The organism is Staphylococcus argenteus (assembly GCF_000236925.1).
Classification (GTDB): Bacteria; Bacillota; Bacilli; order Staphylococcales; family Staphylococcaceae; genus Staphylococcus; species Staphylococcus argenteus.
Window position 1 is genome coordinate 834,463 of the sequence record NC_016941.1, and the last position, 13,913, is coordinate 848,375.

Annotated in this window: 15 protein-coding genes; 8 read left to right on the forward strand and 7 right to left on the reverse strand. The window is 31.4% G+C overall.

Going from position 1 to position 13,913, the window contains the following annotated elements:
• Positions 1-79 precede the first annotated feature (79 nt).
• The 6 genes from clfA (at position 80) to SAMSHR1132_RS03890 (ending at position 8,863) form a co-directional block, all read left to right on the forward strand.
• Positions 80-3,310 carry an MSCRAMM family adhesin clumping factor ClfA gene (clfA, locus tag SAMSHR1132_RS03865; RefSeq protein WP_001056246.1) on the forward strand — a complete coding sequence of 1,077 codons (3,231 nt, stop codon included), beginning with the start codon at positions 80-82 and terminating at the stop codon, positions 3,308-3,310.
• Between the two features lie 221 nt (positions 3,311-3,531).
• Positions 3,532-5,058 (forward strand): von Willebrand factor binding protein Vwb, encoded by a 1,527-nt coding sequence (gene vwb, locus SAMSHR1132_RS03870; protein ID WP_000728049.1) that lies wholly within the window; start codon positions 3,532-3,534, stop codon positions 5,056-5,058.
• A gap of 356 nt (positions 5,059-5,414) precedes the next feature.
• The gene (emp, locus tag SAMSHR1132_RS03875; RefSeq protein WP_000728050.1) at positions 5,415-6,449 is read left to right on the forward strand and encodes an extracellular matrix protein-binding adhesin Emp; all 1,035 of its coding nucleotides are present in this window, start codon (positions 5,415-5,417) and stop codon (positions 6,447-6,449) included.
• Between the two features lie 329 nt (positions 6,450-6,778).
• Positions 6,779-7,288 carry a hypothetical protein gene (locus SAMSHR1132_RS03880; RefSeq protein WP_000727672.1) on the forward strand — a complete coding sequence of 170 codons (510 nt, stop codon included), beginning with the start codon at positions 6,779-6,781 and terminating at the stop codon, positions 7,286-7,288.
• A gap of 342 nt (positions 7,289-7,630) precedes the next feature.
• Positions 7,631-8,299, forward strand: coding sequence for a thermonuclease family protein (locus tag SAMSHR1132_RS03885; RefSeq protein WP_000141443.1), 669 nt, complete (start codon positions 7,631-7,633; stop codon positions 8,297-8,299).
• Between the two features lie 363 nt (positions 8,300-8,662).
• Positions 8,663-8,863 carry a cold-shock protein gene (locus tag SAMSHR1132_RS03890; protein WP_001059082.1) on the forward strand — a complete coding sequence of 67 codons (201 nt, stop codon included), beginning with the start codon at positions 8,663-8,665 and terminating at the stop codon, positions 8,861-8,863.
• Positions 8,864-9,475: 612 nt separating this feature from the next.
• Here SAMSHR1132_RS03890 and SAMSHR1132_RS03895 read toward each other — a convergent pair.
• From SAMSHR1132_RS03895 to tsaA, 5 genes are all read right to left on the reverse strand, one after another.
• On the reverse strand, positions 9,476-9,688 hold the full coding sequence (locus tag SAMSHR1132_RS03895) for a hypothetical protein (protein WP_001007088.1): 213 nt from the start codon (positions 9,686-9,688) through the stop codon (positions 9,476-9,478).
• A 60-nt stretch (positions 9,689-9,748) separates the two neighbouring features.
• Positions 9,749-10,033 carry a hypothetical protein gene (locus SAMSHR1132_RS03900; RefSeq protein ID WP_001004396.1) on the reverse strand — a complete coding sequence of 95 codons (285 nt, stop codon included), beginning with the start codon at positions 10,031-10,033 and terminating at the stop codon, positions 9,749-9,751.
• Between the two features lie 88 nt (positions 10,034-10,121).
• A complete protein-coding gene (gene lnsA, locus SAMSHR1132_RS03905) occupies positions 10,122-10,691 on the reverse strand; it encodes a lipoprotein N-acylation protein LnsA (RefSeq protein ID WP_000668727.1) in 570 nt (189 codons plus the stop codon).
• 475 nt (positions 10,692-11,166) lie between these two features.
• A complete protein-coding gene (tsaT, locus tag SAMSHR1132_RS03915) occupies positions 11,167-11,355 on the reverse strand; it encodes a type II toxin-antitoxin system toxin TsaT (protein ID WP_000172413.1) in 189 nt (62 codons plus the stop codon).
• Between the two features lie 28 nt (positions 11,356-11,383).
• Positions 11,384-11,644 carry a type II toxin-antitoxin system antitoxin TsaA gene (gene tsaA, locus SAMSHR1132_RS03920; RefSeq protein ID WP_000790107.1) on the reverse strand — a complete coding sequence of 87 codons (261 nt, stop codon included), beginning with the start codon at positions 11,642-11,644 and terminating at the stop codon, positions 11,384-11,386.
• Positions 11,645-11,983: 339 nt separating this feature from the next.
• On the opposite strand from tsaA, the gene SAMSHR1132_RS03925 reads away from it, so the two are divergent.
• Positions 11,984-12,187, forward strand: coding sequence for a sterile alpha motif-like domain-containing protein (locus tag SAMSHR1132_RS03925; RefSeq protein ID WP_000145167.1), 204 nt, complete (start codon positions 11,984-11,986; stop codon positions 12,185-12,187).
• Here SAMSHR1132_RS03925 and SAMSHR1132_RS03930 read toward each other — a convergent pair.
• Positions 12,184-12,420, reverse strand: a complete 237-nt coding sequence (locus SAMSHR1132_RS03930) for a hypothetical protein (protein ID WP_000368686.1) — start codon at positions 12,418-12,420, stop codon at positions 12,184-12,186. The genes SAMSHR1132_RS03925 and SAMSHR1132_RS03930 overlap by 4 nt on opposite strands.
• 224 nt (positions 12,421-12,644) lie before the next feature.
• Here SAMSHR1132_RS03930 and SAMSHR1132_RS03935 point away from each other — a divergent pair, with 224 nt between their 5' ends.
• A complete protein-coding gene (locus SAMSHR1132_RS03935) occupies positions 12,645-13,226 on the forward strand; it encodes a histidine phosphatase family protein (RefSeq protein WP_001140698.1) in 582 nt (193 codons plus the stop codon).
• Between the two features lie 66 nt (positions 13,227-13,292).
• Here the strand turns inward: SAMSHR1132_RS03935 and SAMSHR1132_RS03940 are convergent, their stop codons facing one another.
• Positions 13,293-13,910, reverse strand: a complete 618-nt coding sequence (locus SAMSHR1132_RS03940) for a LysE/ArgO family amino acid transporter (protein WP_000947286.1) — start codon at positions 13,908-13,910, stop codon at positions 13,293-13,295.
• Between the last annotated feature and the right edge of the window lie 3 nt (positions 13,911-13,913).

Genomic DNA, 13,913 nt, shown 5'->3' on the forward strand with positions numbered 1-13,913 from the left:
AATTGCAATAATATAGATTAAATATATCTTAAATGGGTATACACCTAATATAAAATGAAATGTTAAAAGAGGGAATATAATGAATATGAAGAAAAAAGAAAAACACGCAATTCGGAAAAATTCACTTGGCGTGGCTTCAGTTCTTTTAGGAACACTAATAGGCTTTGGACTGCTCAGTAGTAAAGAAGCGGATGCAAGTGAAAATAGTGTAACACAATCAGACAGTTCGAGTAGCGAAGACAAAAGTAAAGAGTCAAGCAATGTAAATGCATCACCTCAAACGGACAACACAAATACAGCGACAAATGCAAACGATAGTGGATCAGAAGTAGCGCAAAGCACGGCGCAGCAGGAAACGACACAACAAACAAATACGGCAACGGCTACGGAAGTGACGCCTACAACAGCTGAACAAACAACTACGACAGTAAATGAAACTTCAGCTTCAAACGATGCACAATCGACTACAACAAATCAAAACACTACACCAGAAACAACACAATCTAATAGTACGACTGGAGAACAACCAACTAATAAAGAAGAATTAGTGAATCAACCAAGTAATACAACGGCTTCTAATGATACGAACGATGTATCATCTGTAAATTCACCTCAAAATTCTACAAATACAGATAATGTTTCATCAACGCAAGATACTTCAACTGAAACAACACCTTCAAACAACGAATCAACTATCCAGAACAAAGATGTAGTAAATAACGCAGTTAATACAAGTACGCCAAGAATGAGAGCATTTAGTTTAGCGGCAGTAGCAGCAGATGCAGCTAGTGGTAGCGATATTACAGATCAATTAACTGATGTAAAAGTAGCTATCAATTCAGGTGATACTGTTTATCCTCACCAAGCAGGATATGTTAATTTAAATTATGCATTTTCAGTGCCAAATTCTGCTGTTAAAGGTGACACATTCAAAATCACAGTACCTAAAGAGTTGAATTTAAATGGTGTAACATCAACTGCAAAAGTACCTCCAATTATGGCTGGAGATCAAGTGTTAGCAAATGGAGTTATTGATAGTGACGGTAATGTTATTTATACATTTACAGATTATGTTGACAATAAAGAAAATGTAACGGCAAGTATTAACATGCCTGCATATATAGATCCTGAAAATGTAACACATACAGGTAATGTAACATTAACAACAGGTATTGGTAGTAATACTGCTAGTAAGACAGTGTTAGTTGATTATGAGAAGTATGGTAAATTTTATAATTTATCGATTAAAGGTACGATTGACCAAATTGATAAAACTAATAATACGTATCGTCAAACAATTTATGTTAATCCGAGTGGTGATAATGTAATTGCCCCAGTGTTAACAGGTAACTTGAAGCCTAATACAAATAGTAACGCTTTAATTGATAAAAATAATACAGACATTAAAGTATACAAAGTAGATAATACTGCGGACTTATCTGAAAGCTATTACGTTAATCCTGATAATTTTGAAGATGTAACAAGTAGTGTAAATATTACGTTCCCTAATCCAAATCAATACAAAGTAGAGTTTAATACGCCTGACGATCAAATTACAACACCATATATTGTTGTTGTAAATGGACATATTGATCCTAATAGTACTGGAGATTTGGCATTACGTTCAACTTTATATGGCTATAATTCAAATTTTGTATGGCGCTCAATGTCTTGGGATAATGAAGTTGCATTTAATAATGGTTCAGGTTCAGGTGATGGAATTGATAAACCAGTTGTTCCAGAACAGCCGGATGAACCAGGTGAAATTGAACCAATTCCTGAAGACTCCGATTCAGATTCAACAAGTGATTCAGGGTCAGATAGTGGTTCAGGTTCTGATAGCACATCGGATTCAACAAGTGATTCAGGATCAGATAGTGGTTCAGATTCAACGAGCGATTCAGACTCAGCGAGCGATTCCGATTCAGCAAGTGATTCGGATTCAGCGAGCGATTCAGATTCAGCAAGTGATTCAGACTCAGCGAGCGATTCAGATTCAGCGAGCGATTCGGATTCAGCAAGCGATTCCGATTCAGCGAGCGATTCAGATTCAGCGAGCGATTCGGATTCAGACAGTGATTCAGATTCAGATAGCGATTCCGATTCAGATAGTGACTCTGACTCAGACAGTGACTCAGATTCAGATAGCGATTCCGATTCAGATAGTGATTCAGACTCAGATAGCGATTCCGATTCAGACAGTGACTCAGATTCAGATAGTGACTCGGACTCAGACAGTGACTCAGACTCAGACAGTGACTCAGATTCAGATAGCGATTCCGATTCAGACAGTGACTCAGACTCAGATAGCGATTCCGACTCAGATAGCGACTCAGACTCAGATAGCGATTCCGACTCAGATAGCGACTCAGACTCAGATAGCGATTCCGATTCAGACAGTGACTCAGACTCAGATAGCGATTCCGATTCAGACAGTGACTCAGATTCAGCAAGCGATTCCGACTCAGATAGCGATTCCGATTCAGATAGCGACTCAGATTCAGATAGCGATTCAGATAGCGACTCAGATTCAGACAGCGACTCCGATTCAGACAGTGACTCAGATTCAGATAGTGACTCTGACTCAGACAGTGATTCAGATTCAGACAGCGACTCAGATTCAGAAAGTGATTCAGGATCAGATAGCGACTCAGATTCAGGCAGTGACTCGGATTCAGACAGCGACTCCGACTCAGGTAGCGATTCGGATTCAGGAAGTGATTCGGATTCAGGAAGTGATTCAGGATCAGATAGCGACTCCGACTCAGATAGCGACTCAGACTCAGATAGTGATTCCGATTCAGGCAGTGATTCAGATTCAGGAAGTGATTCGGATTCAGGAAGTGATTCAGGATCAGATAGCGACTCAGATTCTGACAGCGACTCCGACTCAGGTAACGATTCCGATTCAGGTAGCGACTCAGACTCAGATAGTGATTCGGATTCAGGAAGTGATTCAGGATCAGATAGCGACTCAGATTCTGACAGCGACTCCGACTCAGGTAACGATTCCGATTCAGGTAGCGACTCAGACTCAGATAGTGATTCGGATTCAGATAGTGACTCAGATTCTAATAATGCATTTGATCCAGCAAAAGACACTGAATCAAAAGGTAATGTAGTTCCACCAAATACTTCTCAAAATGATGTCAATGCTACTGATAAAAAAGAAGATAAAAATAGTAAGGAACCATTACCAGATACTGGTTCAGATGATTCAACGAATACGTCATTAATTTGGGGATTCCTTGCATCATTAGGTTCATTACTACTTTTCAGAAGAAAAAAAGAAAATAAAGATAAGAAATAAGTAATGATTATATTAAATTAATATAAAGATTAACGAAGAAGCTACCTTTACAGGTGGCTTTTTTACTTGGATTTTGCAAAAATATTGTTCGAATATAATTAATAATTAATTCATCTATAGTTAATTATTTTAAAAAGGTTGATGTTATATAATTTGGCTTGGCGAAAAAATAGGGTAAAAGGTAGGTTGTTAATTAGGGAAAAATTAAGGAGAAAATACAGTTGAAGAAAAAATTGCTAGTTTTAACATTGGGAGCATTATGTGTATCACAAATTTGGGAACACAATCACGCGAGTGCAGTGGTTTCTGGGGAGAAGAATCCATATGAATCTGAGTCACTTACTTTAACGACTAATAAAAATAAGTCTAGATCAATAGAAGAATATAAGAAAAGTTTGGAAGATTTAATTTGGTCCTTTCCAAACTTAGATAATGAGAAATTTGATGAACCTGAATATAAAGAAATTATAAAAAAATATCAACAAAAATTTATGGCTGAAGATGAGGCTTTGAAAAAAATCTTTGAAGAAGAGAAAAATATTAACAATGGTAATCACCGAGACGGAAATTTAATTGGTTTAAGTCATGAAAGATATGAAAATATATTCAGTACTTTGAAAAAGCAAAATGAAGAGTTTTTGAAAGAAATTGAAGAAATAAAGAAAGATAAACCGGAATTGAAAGACTTTAGTGAAGAAGAACAATTAAAACATGACTTAGAATTAAATACTTTAGAGAATCAAATATTAATGTTAGGTAGAACATTCTATCAAAATTATAAAGATGATGTTGAAAATTTGTATAGCAAATTAGATTTAATCATGGGATATAAAGATGAAGAAAGAGCAAATAGAAAACCAGTTAATAAAAGGATGTTTGAAAATAAAAAAGAAGACTTAGAAATTACTATTGATGAGTTTTTTAGTAATATTGATAAAACAAGACCAAGTAATATTCCGGTTTTAGAAGATGAAAAGCAAGAAGAAAAAAATCGTAGAAATATATCTGAATTAAAAGCTAATATTGAAGCTGCTAAAAACGACGAGTCAAAAAGAAGTAAGAGAAGTAAAAGAAGTTTAGAATCTCAAAAATATAAAGCTACAACTCAAGAAGTAACTGCAGAACAAAAGGCTGCATATGAAAGAAAATCAGAGGAAAGAAAAGTAAGATTTTTAGATAAACAGAAAAGTAAAAATGAACCGGTTGTCTCGTTAGAATACGATTTTGAACATAAGCAACGTGTTAATAACGAAAACGACAAACAACTCATTGTTTCTAGTCCAATCAAAAGACCAACACCACCAACTACATATACTGAAACAACACAACAAGTTCCAATGCCTACAGTAGAGCGTCAAACTCAAGAACAAATTGTTTATAAAGCACCGAAACAATTGGCAGGATTAAATGGTGAAAGTCATGACTTTTCAACAACGCATCAATCTCCAACAACTTCAAATGACACGTATAGTAATGTTGTAGAATTTGATGAAACGTCTGCTTTACCTGGCAGAAAATCAGGTTCGTTGGTTGGTTTGAGTCAGATTGATTCATCTCATTTAACTGAGCGTGAAAAGCGTGTGATTAAGCGTGATCATGTTAGAGAAGCACAAAAATTAGTTGAAAACTATAAAGATACACATAGTTATAAAGACCGATTAAATGCACAACAAAAAGTGAATACTTTAAGTGAAGGTCATCAAAAACGTTTTAATAAACAAATAAATAAAGTTTATAATGGCAAATAATAAATACTTGGCTGCGAAGTAGTAAATCATTTTGCCGAAGAGTAACACATTTAAACTAGCAATAATATATCGAAGATAATCCATTTGAAAAATAATGTATATCTCATACATAGTCCACATTCACTATAGAGTGTGGGCTATTACTTTTTTCACTTTATATTACGAGAAAATTTATTATGCTTAACTATCAATATCATTAATTAATTTTAATATGAAAATCAATAAAAATGTTAAGACAACGTTTACGTCAAGTTAATTATTATACATAAAATTCTGGTATATAATTCTGTTAGTGAATTTAACAGGAAAATTTAATTGGTTAAAAATATTGAGTCTATATAAAGGAGAAATGACACATGAAAAAGAAATTATTAGTTTTAACTATGGGTACGCTATTTGCCACACAAATTATAAATTCAAATCACGCTAAAGCTTCAACAGAAAGTGTAGACAAAAACTTTGTTGTTCCTGGATCAGGTATTAATAAGATTTTGCCTGGATATAGTGAAAGAAATAAACATGTGAATGTACCAGAATTAAAAGCTAAAAGTTTAGCTGAAAATAAAAATTTTGTAGCTTCAGAAGATCAATTTAAAAAAATTACTACACCTTCAAATGCTAGTCGACTAGTAGACAAGAATTTTGTAGTGCCTGAATCAAAAATCGACAAAATTGTACCTTCATATAAAGACAAAGATAAACGCGTGAATGTACCAGCAACTATAACAGCACCTCAAAAAGTTGATAGTAATTTTGTTGTTAAAGGCCCAGAGGTAAATAGATTTATTACACAAAATATAGTAAACCAACGTTTTATCACGACGCAAACACACTTCAAAAAAGTTACTACTTCATACAAAACAACACGTGTTTATACGCCAATTACACATCATACAACTACTGTAAATAGACATTTTGTTGTTAAACCATCAGAAGCACCTAAATATACACATCCTTCAACTTCAATTACTTCAACAGTAAACCAACATTTTGTAGTACCTGGATCAAATGCTCATAAATTTGTAACACCAGGCCATGCAAGTATTAAAGTAAATCATTTTTGTGTTGTACCACCAAGCAATAGCATTAAAGTTATTCCGTCGCTGAGTCAAAGTTCACAGCGCGTACATGTGCCTAATTTCCACACATCAACATCATCAATTAACAATCATCACTCGGTAAATAAAACATATAGCTACAAATATTTTTATACTTATAAAATTGTCAAAAATTTAAACAGCTATTTTTCATTTTCAAAATCAAATGAGCGTAAAAATGTTAAACCAGCATTAAACATTAAAAATGTAAATTATCAATATGCTGTTCCAAGCACTAGCCCTACCCACAGTGTTCCCGAATTTAATGGGATATTACCAGCACCACGAGTATAACAATTGACTCTTAGTTTACGAGATATGATAAATACCTATTATTTAAAATATAGTCTGCAATCTATGTGGTTGTAGGCTGTATTTTTTAATTTGTTCACATCAATCAGTGGATAAGGTTATTATTACACATTAATAGACACTATGTTAACTAATCATAAAAAGAACTTTTTATAATTAAGATAAAAGTAAGACTCAAGATAATTGTTAATAGTTTGTTTATCACAAGTTAATTATTTTTCCTAAAATGTTGATATATAATTTTCGATGGCGAAGAAAACAGGGTAAATAAATCGGTTATAAAAATAGTGGAAATTAAGGGAGCAAAAAAAATGAAAAAGAAATTATTTATAATATCATTGGGTGTACTATGTGCGACACAATTAATGCATTCTAATAATGCGAAAGCGATGATAACTGAAAATGTAGAAACAAATTTTGTTGTTAAAGATCAAGATATTAACAGAACATTACAAACACAAACTGAAATAATAACTGAACAGCAAATTTTACTGAAAGAACATACACAAATAAATAAATTAAAATCACTTTCAAGTGATAACATTATTGAATATGATTTACATACTAATCAAACAGGAGGCAAATCAGGAATGTTCTATGGCTACAGTGAAATTGACTCATCACATTTTACTGATCGCGACAAACGTGTGATTAGACGTGAACATGTTAAAGAAGCACAAAGTTTAGTAGAAAACTATAAAGATACCCAAACTGCGCAAGACAGAGTTAAAGCTAAGCAAAAAGTGGATACATTAAGCAAACCACATCAAAAATATTTCAATAAACAAATTGATAAAGTTTATAATGGTTTGCAACGCTAAATCAAATTAAATTTAAAAGTTACATATCTCGTGTTTAATCGACATCATATAAATAATGACAATTCCATTGATAGATTATCAATTTTAATATAGATTTTGAGGCATTATAAATTTACATTGTCTCGCTAACTAAGTCTACAACGCTTATAGTTGTAGGCTTTTTAAATTGTTTAAAGATAAAAAACATTAATTTATGCACCTAAAATATACAAAAAATATATAAATATCTGTGTTTATATTCTTTAAATTATTAATTTTCTATTAAATAATTGTAAAAGTGTAGATAAAAATTTTATTAACGTTTAATATGAAAATTAACTAAAAAAGAAAGAGGTGTTAGTTATGACAGAATACTTTTTAAGTGCTGGCATATTTACGACAATTGTTTCATTAGTACTTGTAGTGATGGCTATAAGTAAATTTTCTAAAAAGCAAACAGCGAAAAGATTTTTATTTTTCTCTATTAGTTGCTTAGTGTTAACATTAGTTGTAGTTTCTAATTTTAATCAATCTGCAGGAGCATCCCAACTAACTGATGAAGAGGGAAATAGCAATGCAACTGAATACAGTAAATCAGCAACGACTAAATTACATAAAGAACCTGCGACATTAATTAAAGCGATCGATGGTGATACGGTTAAGTTAATGTATAAAGGAAAGCCAATGACATTTAGATTGTTATTAATTGATACGCCTGAAACGAAACATCCTAAAAAAGGCGTTGAAAAATATGGCCCAGAAGCAAGTGCATTTACGAAGAATATGGTAGAGAATGCTAAGAAAATAGAAGTGGAATTTGACAAAGGTCAAAAGACAGATAAATATGGACGTGGCTTAGCTTATATCTATGCTGATGGTAAGATGGTTAACCAAGCTTTAGTGCGTCAAGGTCTAGCAAAAGTTGCGTATGTTTATAAACCTAATAACACACATGAACAACTATTAAGAAAAAGTGAAGCACAAGCAAAAAAAGAACATTTAAATATTTGGAGTGAAGGTAACGCAGAATAAAGTTACTGACATTTAACATAAAGTGCCACTGCTGCTAGTGGCACTTTTATAATTTTTAGATCACGTTATGTTTTATTATCGAATCAGAATTAGAAAAATAAATTGTATCAAATTAAAGTGTATTTAATATCAGAATATAAAAATTTTAGATTTAATATTAAAATGGAATATTACTATATATTACAATATGTATTTTCACAGAAAATAAATTAATGCTTTACTTCTATATTTAGAAGTGTATAATGGTAGGTAAGTAATAAAGAGCGTGAAGAAAATTGTGAGTTATTTTTACAGAATATTCTCCTTTTCATTTATGAATTTGTTACAAATATTTAGTGCAAAAGCACGATGGAGGTATTCGATATGAATAACGGTACAGTTAAATGGTTTAATGCAGAAAAAGGTTTTGGTTTCATCGAAAGAGAAGATGGTAGCGACGTATTCGTACACTTCTCAGCAATCGCTGAAGATGGATACAAATCATTAGAAGAAGGCCAAAAAGTTGAATTCGACATCGTTGAAGGCGACCGTGGCGAGCAAGCTGCTAACGTAGTTAAAATGTAATTTTAACTAATTCAAACAGTCCTAATTAAAGGGCTGTTTTTTTTATACCATTTTTGAGAGAGTGGTTCTTTACAGTCCCATTCCAACTTAAAAATAGAAATATATGAGGAAAACTCATGCATAAGAAAAACTAATTTCTAAAAAAACATATTTCATTAGTGAAAAATTAACTGCATAATACCGCCAGAAGAATAGTCCACACAATAAATCAGCACTTGAATGAATTTATTTAACCAATAAATAACAGTATTTGCTATTTTTTTAGAAATTACTTGTAGTATTACTTAACAAACATAAGAAAATTTTAAATTCTGGATAAAAAAACGCCAATACAGATCTTTAATAATGACGAGAATTAAAGTCTGTATATGGCGATAACAAGAAGTAATGTTAAACACTCAAAGTGTTTAACAATAATAGGATACCACATCGGATTATATCTTACTACTTAATTAATAATTTAACTAATCAACTTTTTGTTAATTTTTTATTAAGAGTGATTAATTATTGAGAAAATTTAATGTTTTTAAAATCTCATAATAATTCAGTAATCTTATTTCTATTTAAAAAGCGAAACATTAAAATAATTAAATAAAAATATTGTGTTTATATTTATCTGTCGAATATATTCAACTCTAGAGATTTGATATCTACTGATATAACTAAGGTTTCATCATTATTATTTATTTGACCATTTGTTAAATCAATTTCCGCTAGTATTTTGAAGCTACCATTAGACAATGGTTTAACTATCGACAATTGCGCTTCGTTTTGTTGAATTAAAAATGGTTGGGTTGATTTGTTATTGATATGCCACTCATTCATTTTAGTAATTTCTCCTGTTCATTAGTGATTGTATATTGATTTTAACGAACGTATTAGTTATCAACCAAAACTTTGCTCAATTTCGATAAATGTTTTAGTTAATATTGATAGGTTGAAAATATTATCTTCTTCAATATCTCCATGCAGGTAGTCTTGTTCAATTAAAACTATGCAATTAGCATAAAAGTCTTTATAGTCCCTATCACAAAAATAATCTTCCCTTGTATTTTTAGCATCACCAAAATAGTTAGCCTTAGACTCTGTATCACCGTTATTTGAGCGCTCAATATATAATTTATAAAATTTAGCTATCGTATATTTTTGTTCTTTTGTAAGTTCATTCAAAATCTTGGGCCTCCTGAAATATCGTTTATATGTTATACCCAATTTATTGAAAAATACAAACTAAATTAACCATGTTCTGCAAATTGTTTTAATATGTTTTTACAAGTTTTAAGCGATATGGTTCTGTAAAATTATCTTTTATAGCGTACGGAGAAATTATTAATAATCCATGACTTTTAACAGATTTTTCACTAACGCCAAATTTATAACCTTGATAAATTATTTTCGTACAATACGTGAAGTTCTTGCTATTTAAATTTAATGTAACGAGATAGCGATGATTTGTATTTTCATAGTTTTTCTTAACCCAGTCAGCTGCTTTTTTACCAGCTCCAGGATAAGTACAGCGATAGACTTTCATCCAGTCGTTTTTACCGCTAGCATATATATATTTAAATGATTCAAAGGATTGTGTTGTAGGTTTATCACCTGGACCCTCAATCTGTAAAATGGTCTTATCATCAATGGCTATGCTACTATGACCAAAGAATCCCCACATAACAGGACCTTTAGTGATAATTATGTCACCAGGTTGTAATTTAAAATGATCATCTTTTATTTCTTTATATTTATTATCTGCAATAGTTGAAGGTGCATCAATAGGGGATATAACAATGAATAATAAGAGGAAAATAATTGTATGTTTTATAAATTTCACTTAAAAGCTCCTTGTTGAAAAAATGTATGTAATTAATCGAAACGAGCATGAGACATAAATCAATGCCCTAGGCTATACAATATAATATTCGCAGCAGTTGACCGAATGAAAATACACTTGCAACAAGCTTATTTCAATTACAGGGGCCCCAACATAGAGAAATTGGCCCCCAATTTCAACAGGCAATGCGAGTTGGGGTGGGGCCCCAACACAGAGAATTTCAAGAAGAAATTCTACAGGCAATGCGAGTTGGGGTGGCCCCAACACAGAAGCTGACGGAAAGTCAGCTTACAATAATGTGCGAGAAGGGAATACATAATAAATCATTAGTGTCTTTTTATCATTTCCTTTCCACTGCCTAAATATGTTTAATACATATATTAAAGTAAGATGCTATAAAAAGTCTATTAAGAATATAAAAACAGCCAAAGACATCAATAGTGAATGTCCTTGGCTGTTCATATTATACATTCATTTAAAGAATTCCAAATATTAATGTATAAATTAGCATTGCGAATCCAAAAATATAGAAAATAACAGCGAAGCTTAAATAAGATTCTTTTTTAGATTCTTTAGCAGTTTTTTTCATTAAGACAAATATAAATGTACCAGCAACGATAAAAATTAATGCTAGCCAAAATAAAATTGCAAAATGTAAAGTCATGTGAAACCCTCCTTATAAGTCGTAATCGTTAATTAATGAAATCATAAAAAATTGGATAAATATAATAAAGAACGAGCACGATGTTAATAAAAAATAATATTTCACTTAACCAGAATTTAGTAATCATTGCAATGGTAAACGATACAATGAGTATCGAACCGCAAATGATAATGCCAGGCAGGAGCCAACATAAATCATCTAAATCTTTGTTATATGTAATCATAATGTTAAAGATAGCAAATATGATTGTTATAACTAAATTTATAGCATTTAATTGAATGTTTTTCATGATTGACACCTACTAATATAAATATAGCTTCTTATTGAATATCATAACACTATTTTGCAAAAGGTAAATAAAAAGTAAAGTTATTTTTAAAATATTATTTGCTCAATTTTAAAGTTGGTTAATTGAGCGTACTTATTAAATAAAATAGGGAATAACCAATCATTTTAGGTTGAAAAAGCATTCAAATGCTAGGACTTTTGTATATTACGTTAAATTTTTCTAAAATTGAACAATAAAAAATGTGCAAAATGACTTTTGCACATTTACAAATATGAGTTTTCTGATAAGATTAATAACAACGCTTTAAAAAGCACGCAATAAATGAAGGGGGCAATTCTTATGACATTTTACAATTTCATTATGAGCTTTCAAAACGATAATACACCTTTTGGTATGTTAGCCAATTATGTTTATGAGGATAAAGCATTCCCACGCTTAGAAGAAAGTCATCAAGTCATTAGAACTTATGTTTTGTCTCACTACAAAGACCATCAATTAATTGAAATTACAAACAGAGCTATAAGCTTATATATGATAAATTAATTTGAATAATACCAATTATGATGAATTAGTGCATCCCAAATATCTTTTGTTTTAAAGTTTATTTCATCATTTCTTATCGAAAATGGTGTAATAATGTCTTTATCTAACCAAGTGTTGATAAGCTCATTTGGTACACCATCTAACAACATTTCACTTTTGCTAATTATAAAACATTCCCAGTCAAGTGAAACATTTTTTGGATTCACATAATTACATTGATTATGATTATCCATAAATACTCACTCCTTTAAGATTCTGTATTCTCCATTGCATTTTACCCATTATAATAATCTTTCAAACCAAAATCATAGTCACTTTTCAAAATATGTATATTAAAATCCTATGCTTTTCACTGTAAAAAAAGTTTAAATAATGGTTTAATATATTTGGTACTCATTTTAATAAAAAGATAATATATTTTGAGCTATCAATACTTTTTATTGAAGAGGTGTTATTGTTGGCTAAAACGTTATATTTAATGCGCCATGGTCAAACTTTGTTTAATTTTAAGGGACTAATACAAGGATTTGGAGATTCCCCATTAACAGAATTGGGGATTTTGCAAGCTGAAAAAGCACGTAGTTATTTTGAAAGCAAGGGGATAAACTTCGATTTATATGCATCATCAACACAAGAACGTGCAAGTGACACACTTGAAAATGTCGCTCCTAATCAATCATATCAACGATTAAAAGGGCTAAAAGAATGGCATTTTGGATTATTTGAAGGTGAGTCTGTATATCTATTTGATAATTTATACAAACCTGAGGATTTATTCGGAGATCGCATCGTTCCTTTTAAAGGTGAATCAAAGCAAGATGTTGAGGATCGTATAGTTAAAGCTTTGCATGAGCTGATGTCTCAAACAAAGGATAATGCATTGGTAGTGAGTCATGGAACAATTATTGGGGTGTTTCTAAGATATTGCCTAGATAAAAATGAGGCATTGAAACATAATATAGGTAATTGTAATATTTTAAAATTTAAATATGACAATGGAACTTTTAGCTTTGAAGAGTTGATTGATCCAAATTTATAATAAGTAAAGCGTTACACATAGACAAGTTCGAGTCTTTGATGTAACGCTTTTTAATGAGACTGAAATTTAAAATACTAGTTGCAGCAATTTTTGTAAAATGATGAGAGCCACAATTATAATGATGACACTTGAAATTTTGTTGATAATTAATAATAATTTACCAGTTTTGTCGATAGAACCGACGAATTTACCTAATATTGCAAGTAAAAAGAACCAAAGCCATGAAACACTTATACACGTGGTAGTAAATGCAATTTTTTCAATGCCATTGTAAAGAGCGGCGCTACTACCAATGACACCAATCGTATCTAATATCGCATGAGGATTTAGTAGTGATACGGACAAGGCAAAGCTAACTTGCTTCATTGGTGACATCGCTTTTACTTGGTTGTTCATAGAAGGTTTTTCGTTCCAAATTGTCCAAGCCATATACAGTAAAAATATTAAACCAATTACATAAATAATAGCTTGTAGAATGGGCATCGACATAATTATGATAGATACACCAATAACAGCAATACTAATTAATAAGCTATCAGACAGACCAGCTGTAAGTATTGCTGGTAATGCATATCTATATTTCGATTGGTTTGCACCTTGGTTAAATATAAACACATTTTGTGCTCCTAATGGCAAGATAAGTCCAATCGATAAGATAAAACCATGAAGAATTGCAGAAAGCATAAG

What these genes read in the sequence shown, in the direction of transcription:
- clfA (WP_001056246.1), top strand. Translation starts at nt 80, where the DNA reads ATGAATATGAAGAAAAAAGAAAAACACGCAATTCGGAAAAATTCACTT.
- emp (WP_000728050.1), top strand. Translation starts at nt 5,415, where the DNA reads ATGAAAAAGAAATTATTAGTTTTAACTATGGGTACGCTATTTGCCACA.
- SAMSHR1132_RS03880 (WP_000727672.1), top strand. Translation starts at nt 6,779, where the DNA reads ATGAAAAAGAAATTATTTATAATATCATTGGGTGTACTATGTGCGACA.
- SAMSHR1132_RS03885 (WP_000141443.1), top strand. Translation starts at nt 7,631, where the DNA reads ATGACAGAATACTTTTTAAGTGCTGGCATATTTACGACAATTGTTTCA.
- SAMSHR1132_RS03890 (WP_001059082.1), top strand. Translation starts at nt 8,663, where the DNA reads ATGAATAACGGTACAGTTAAATGGTTTAATGCAGAAAAAGGTTTTGGT.
- SAMSHR1132_RS03895 (WP_001007088.1), bottom strand. Translation starts at nt 9,688, where the DNA reads ATGAATGAGTGGCATATCAATAACAAATCAACCCAACCATTTTTAATT.
- tsaT (WP_000172413.1), bottom strand. Translation starts at nt 11,355, where the DNA reads ATGACTTTACATTTTGCAATTTTATTTTGGCTAGCATTAATTTTTATC.
- tsaA (WP_000790107.1), bottom strand. Translation starts at nt 11,644, where the DNA reads ATGAAAAACATTCAATTAAATGCTATAAATTTAGTTATAACAATCATA.
- SAMSHR1132_RS03925 (WP_000145167.1), top strand. Translation starts at nt 11,984, where the DNA reads ATGACATTTTACAATTTCATTATGAGCTTTCAAAACGATAATACACCT.
- SAMSHR1132_RS03930 (WP_000368686.1), bottom strand. Translation starts at nt 12,420, where the DNA reads ATGGATAATCATAATCAATGTAATTATGTGAATCCAAAAAATGTTTCA.
- SAMSHR1132_RS03940 (WP_000947286.1), bottom strand. Translation starts at nt 13,910, where the DNA reads ATGCTTTCTGCAATTCTTCATGGTTTTATCTTATCGATTGGACTTATC.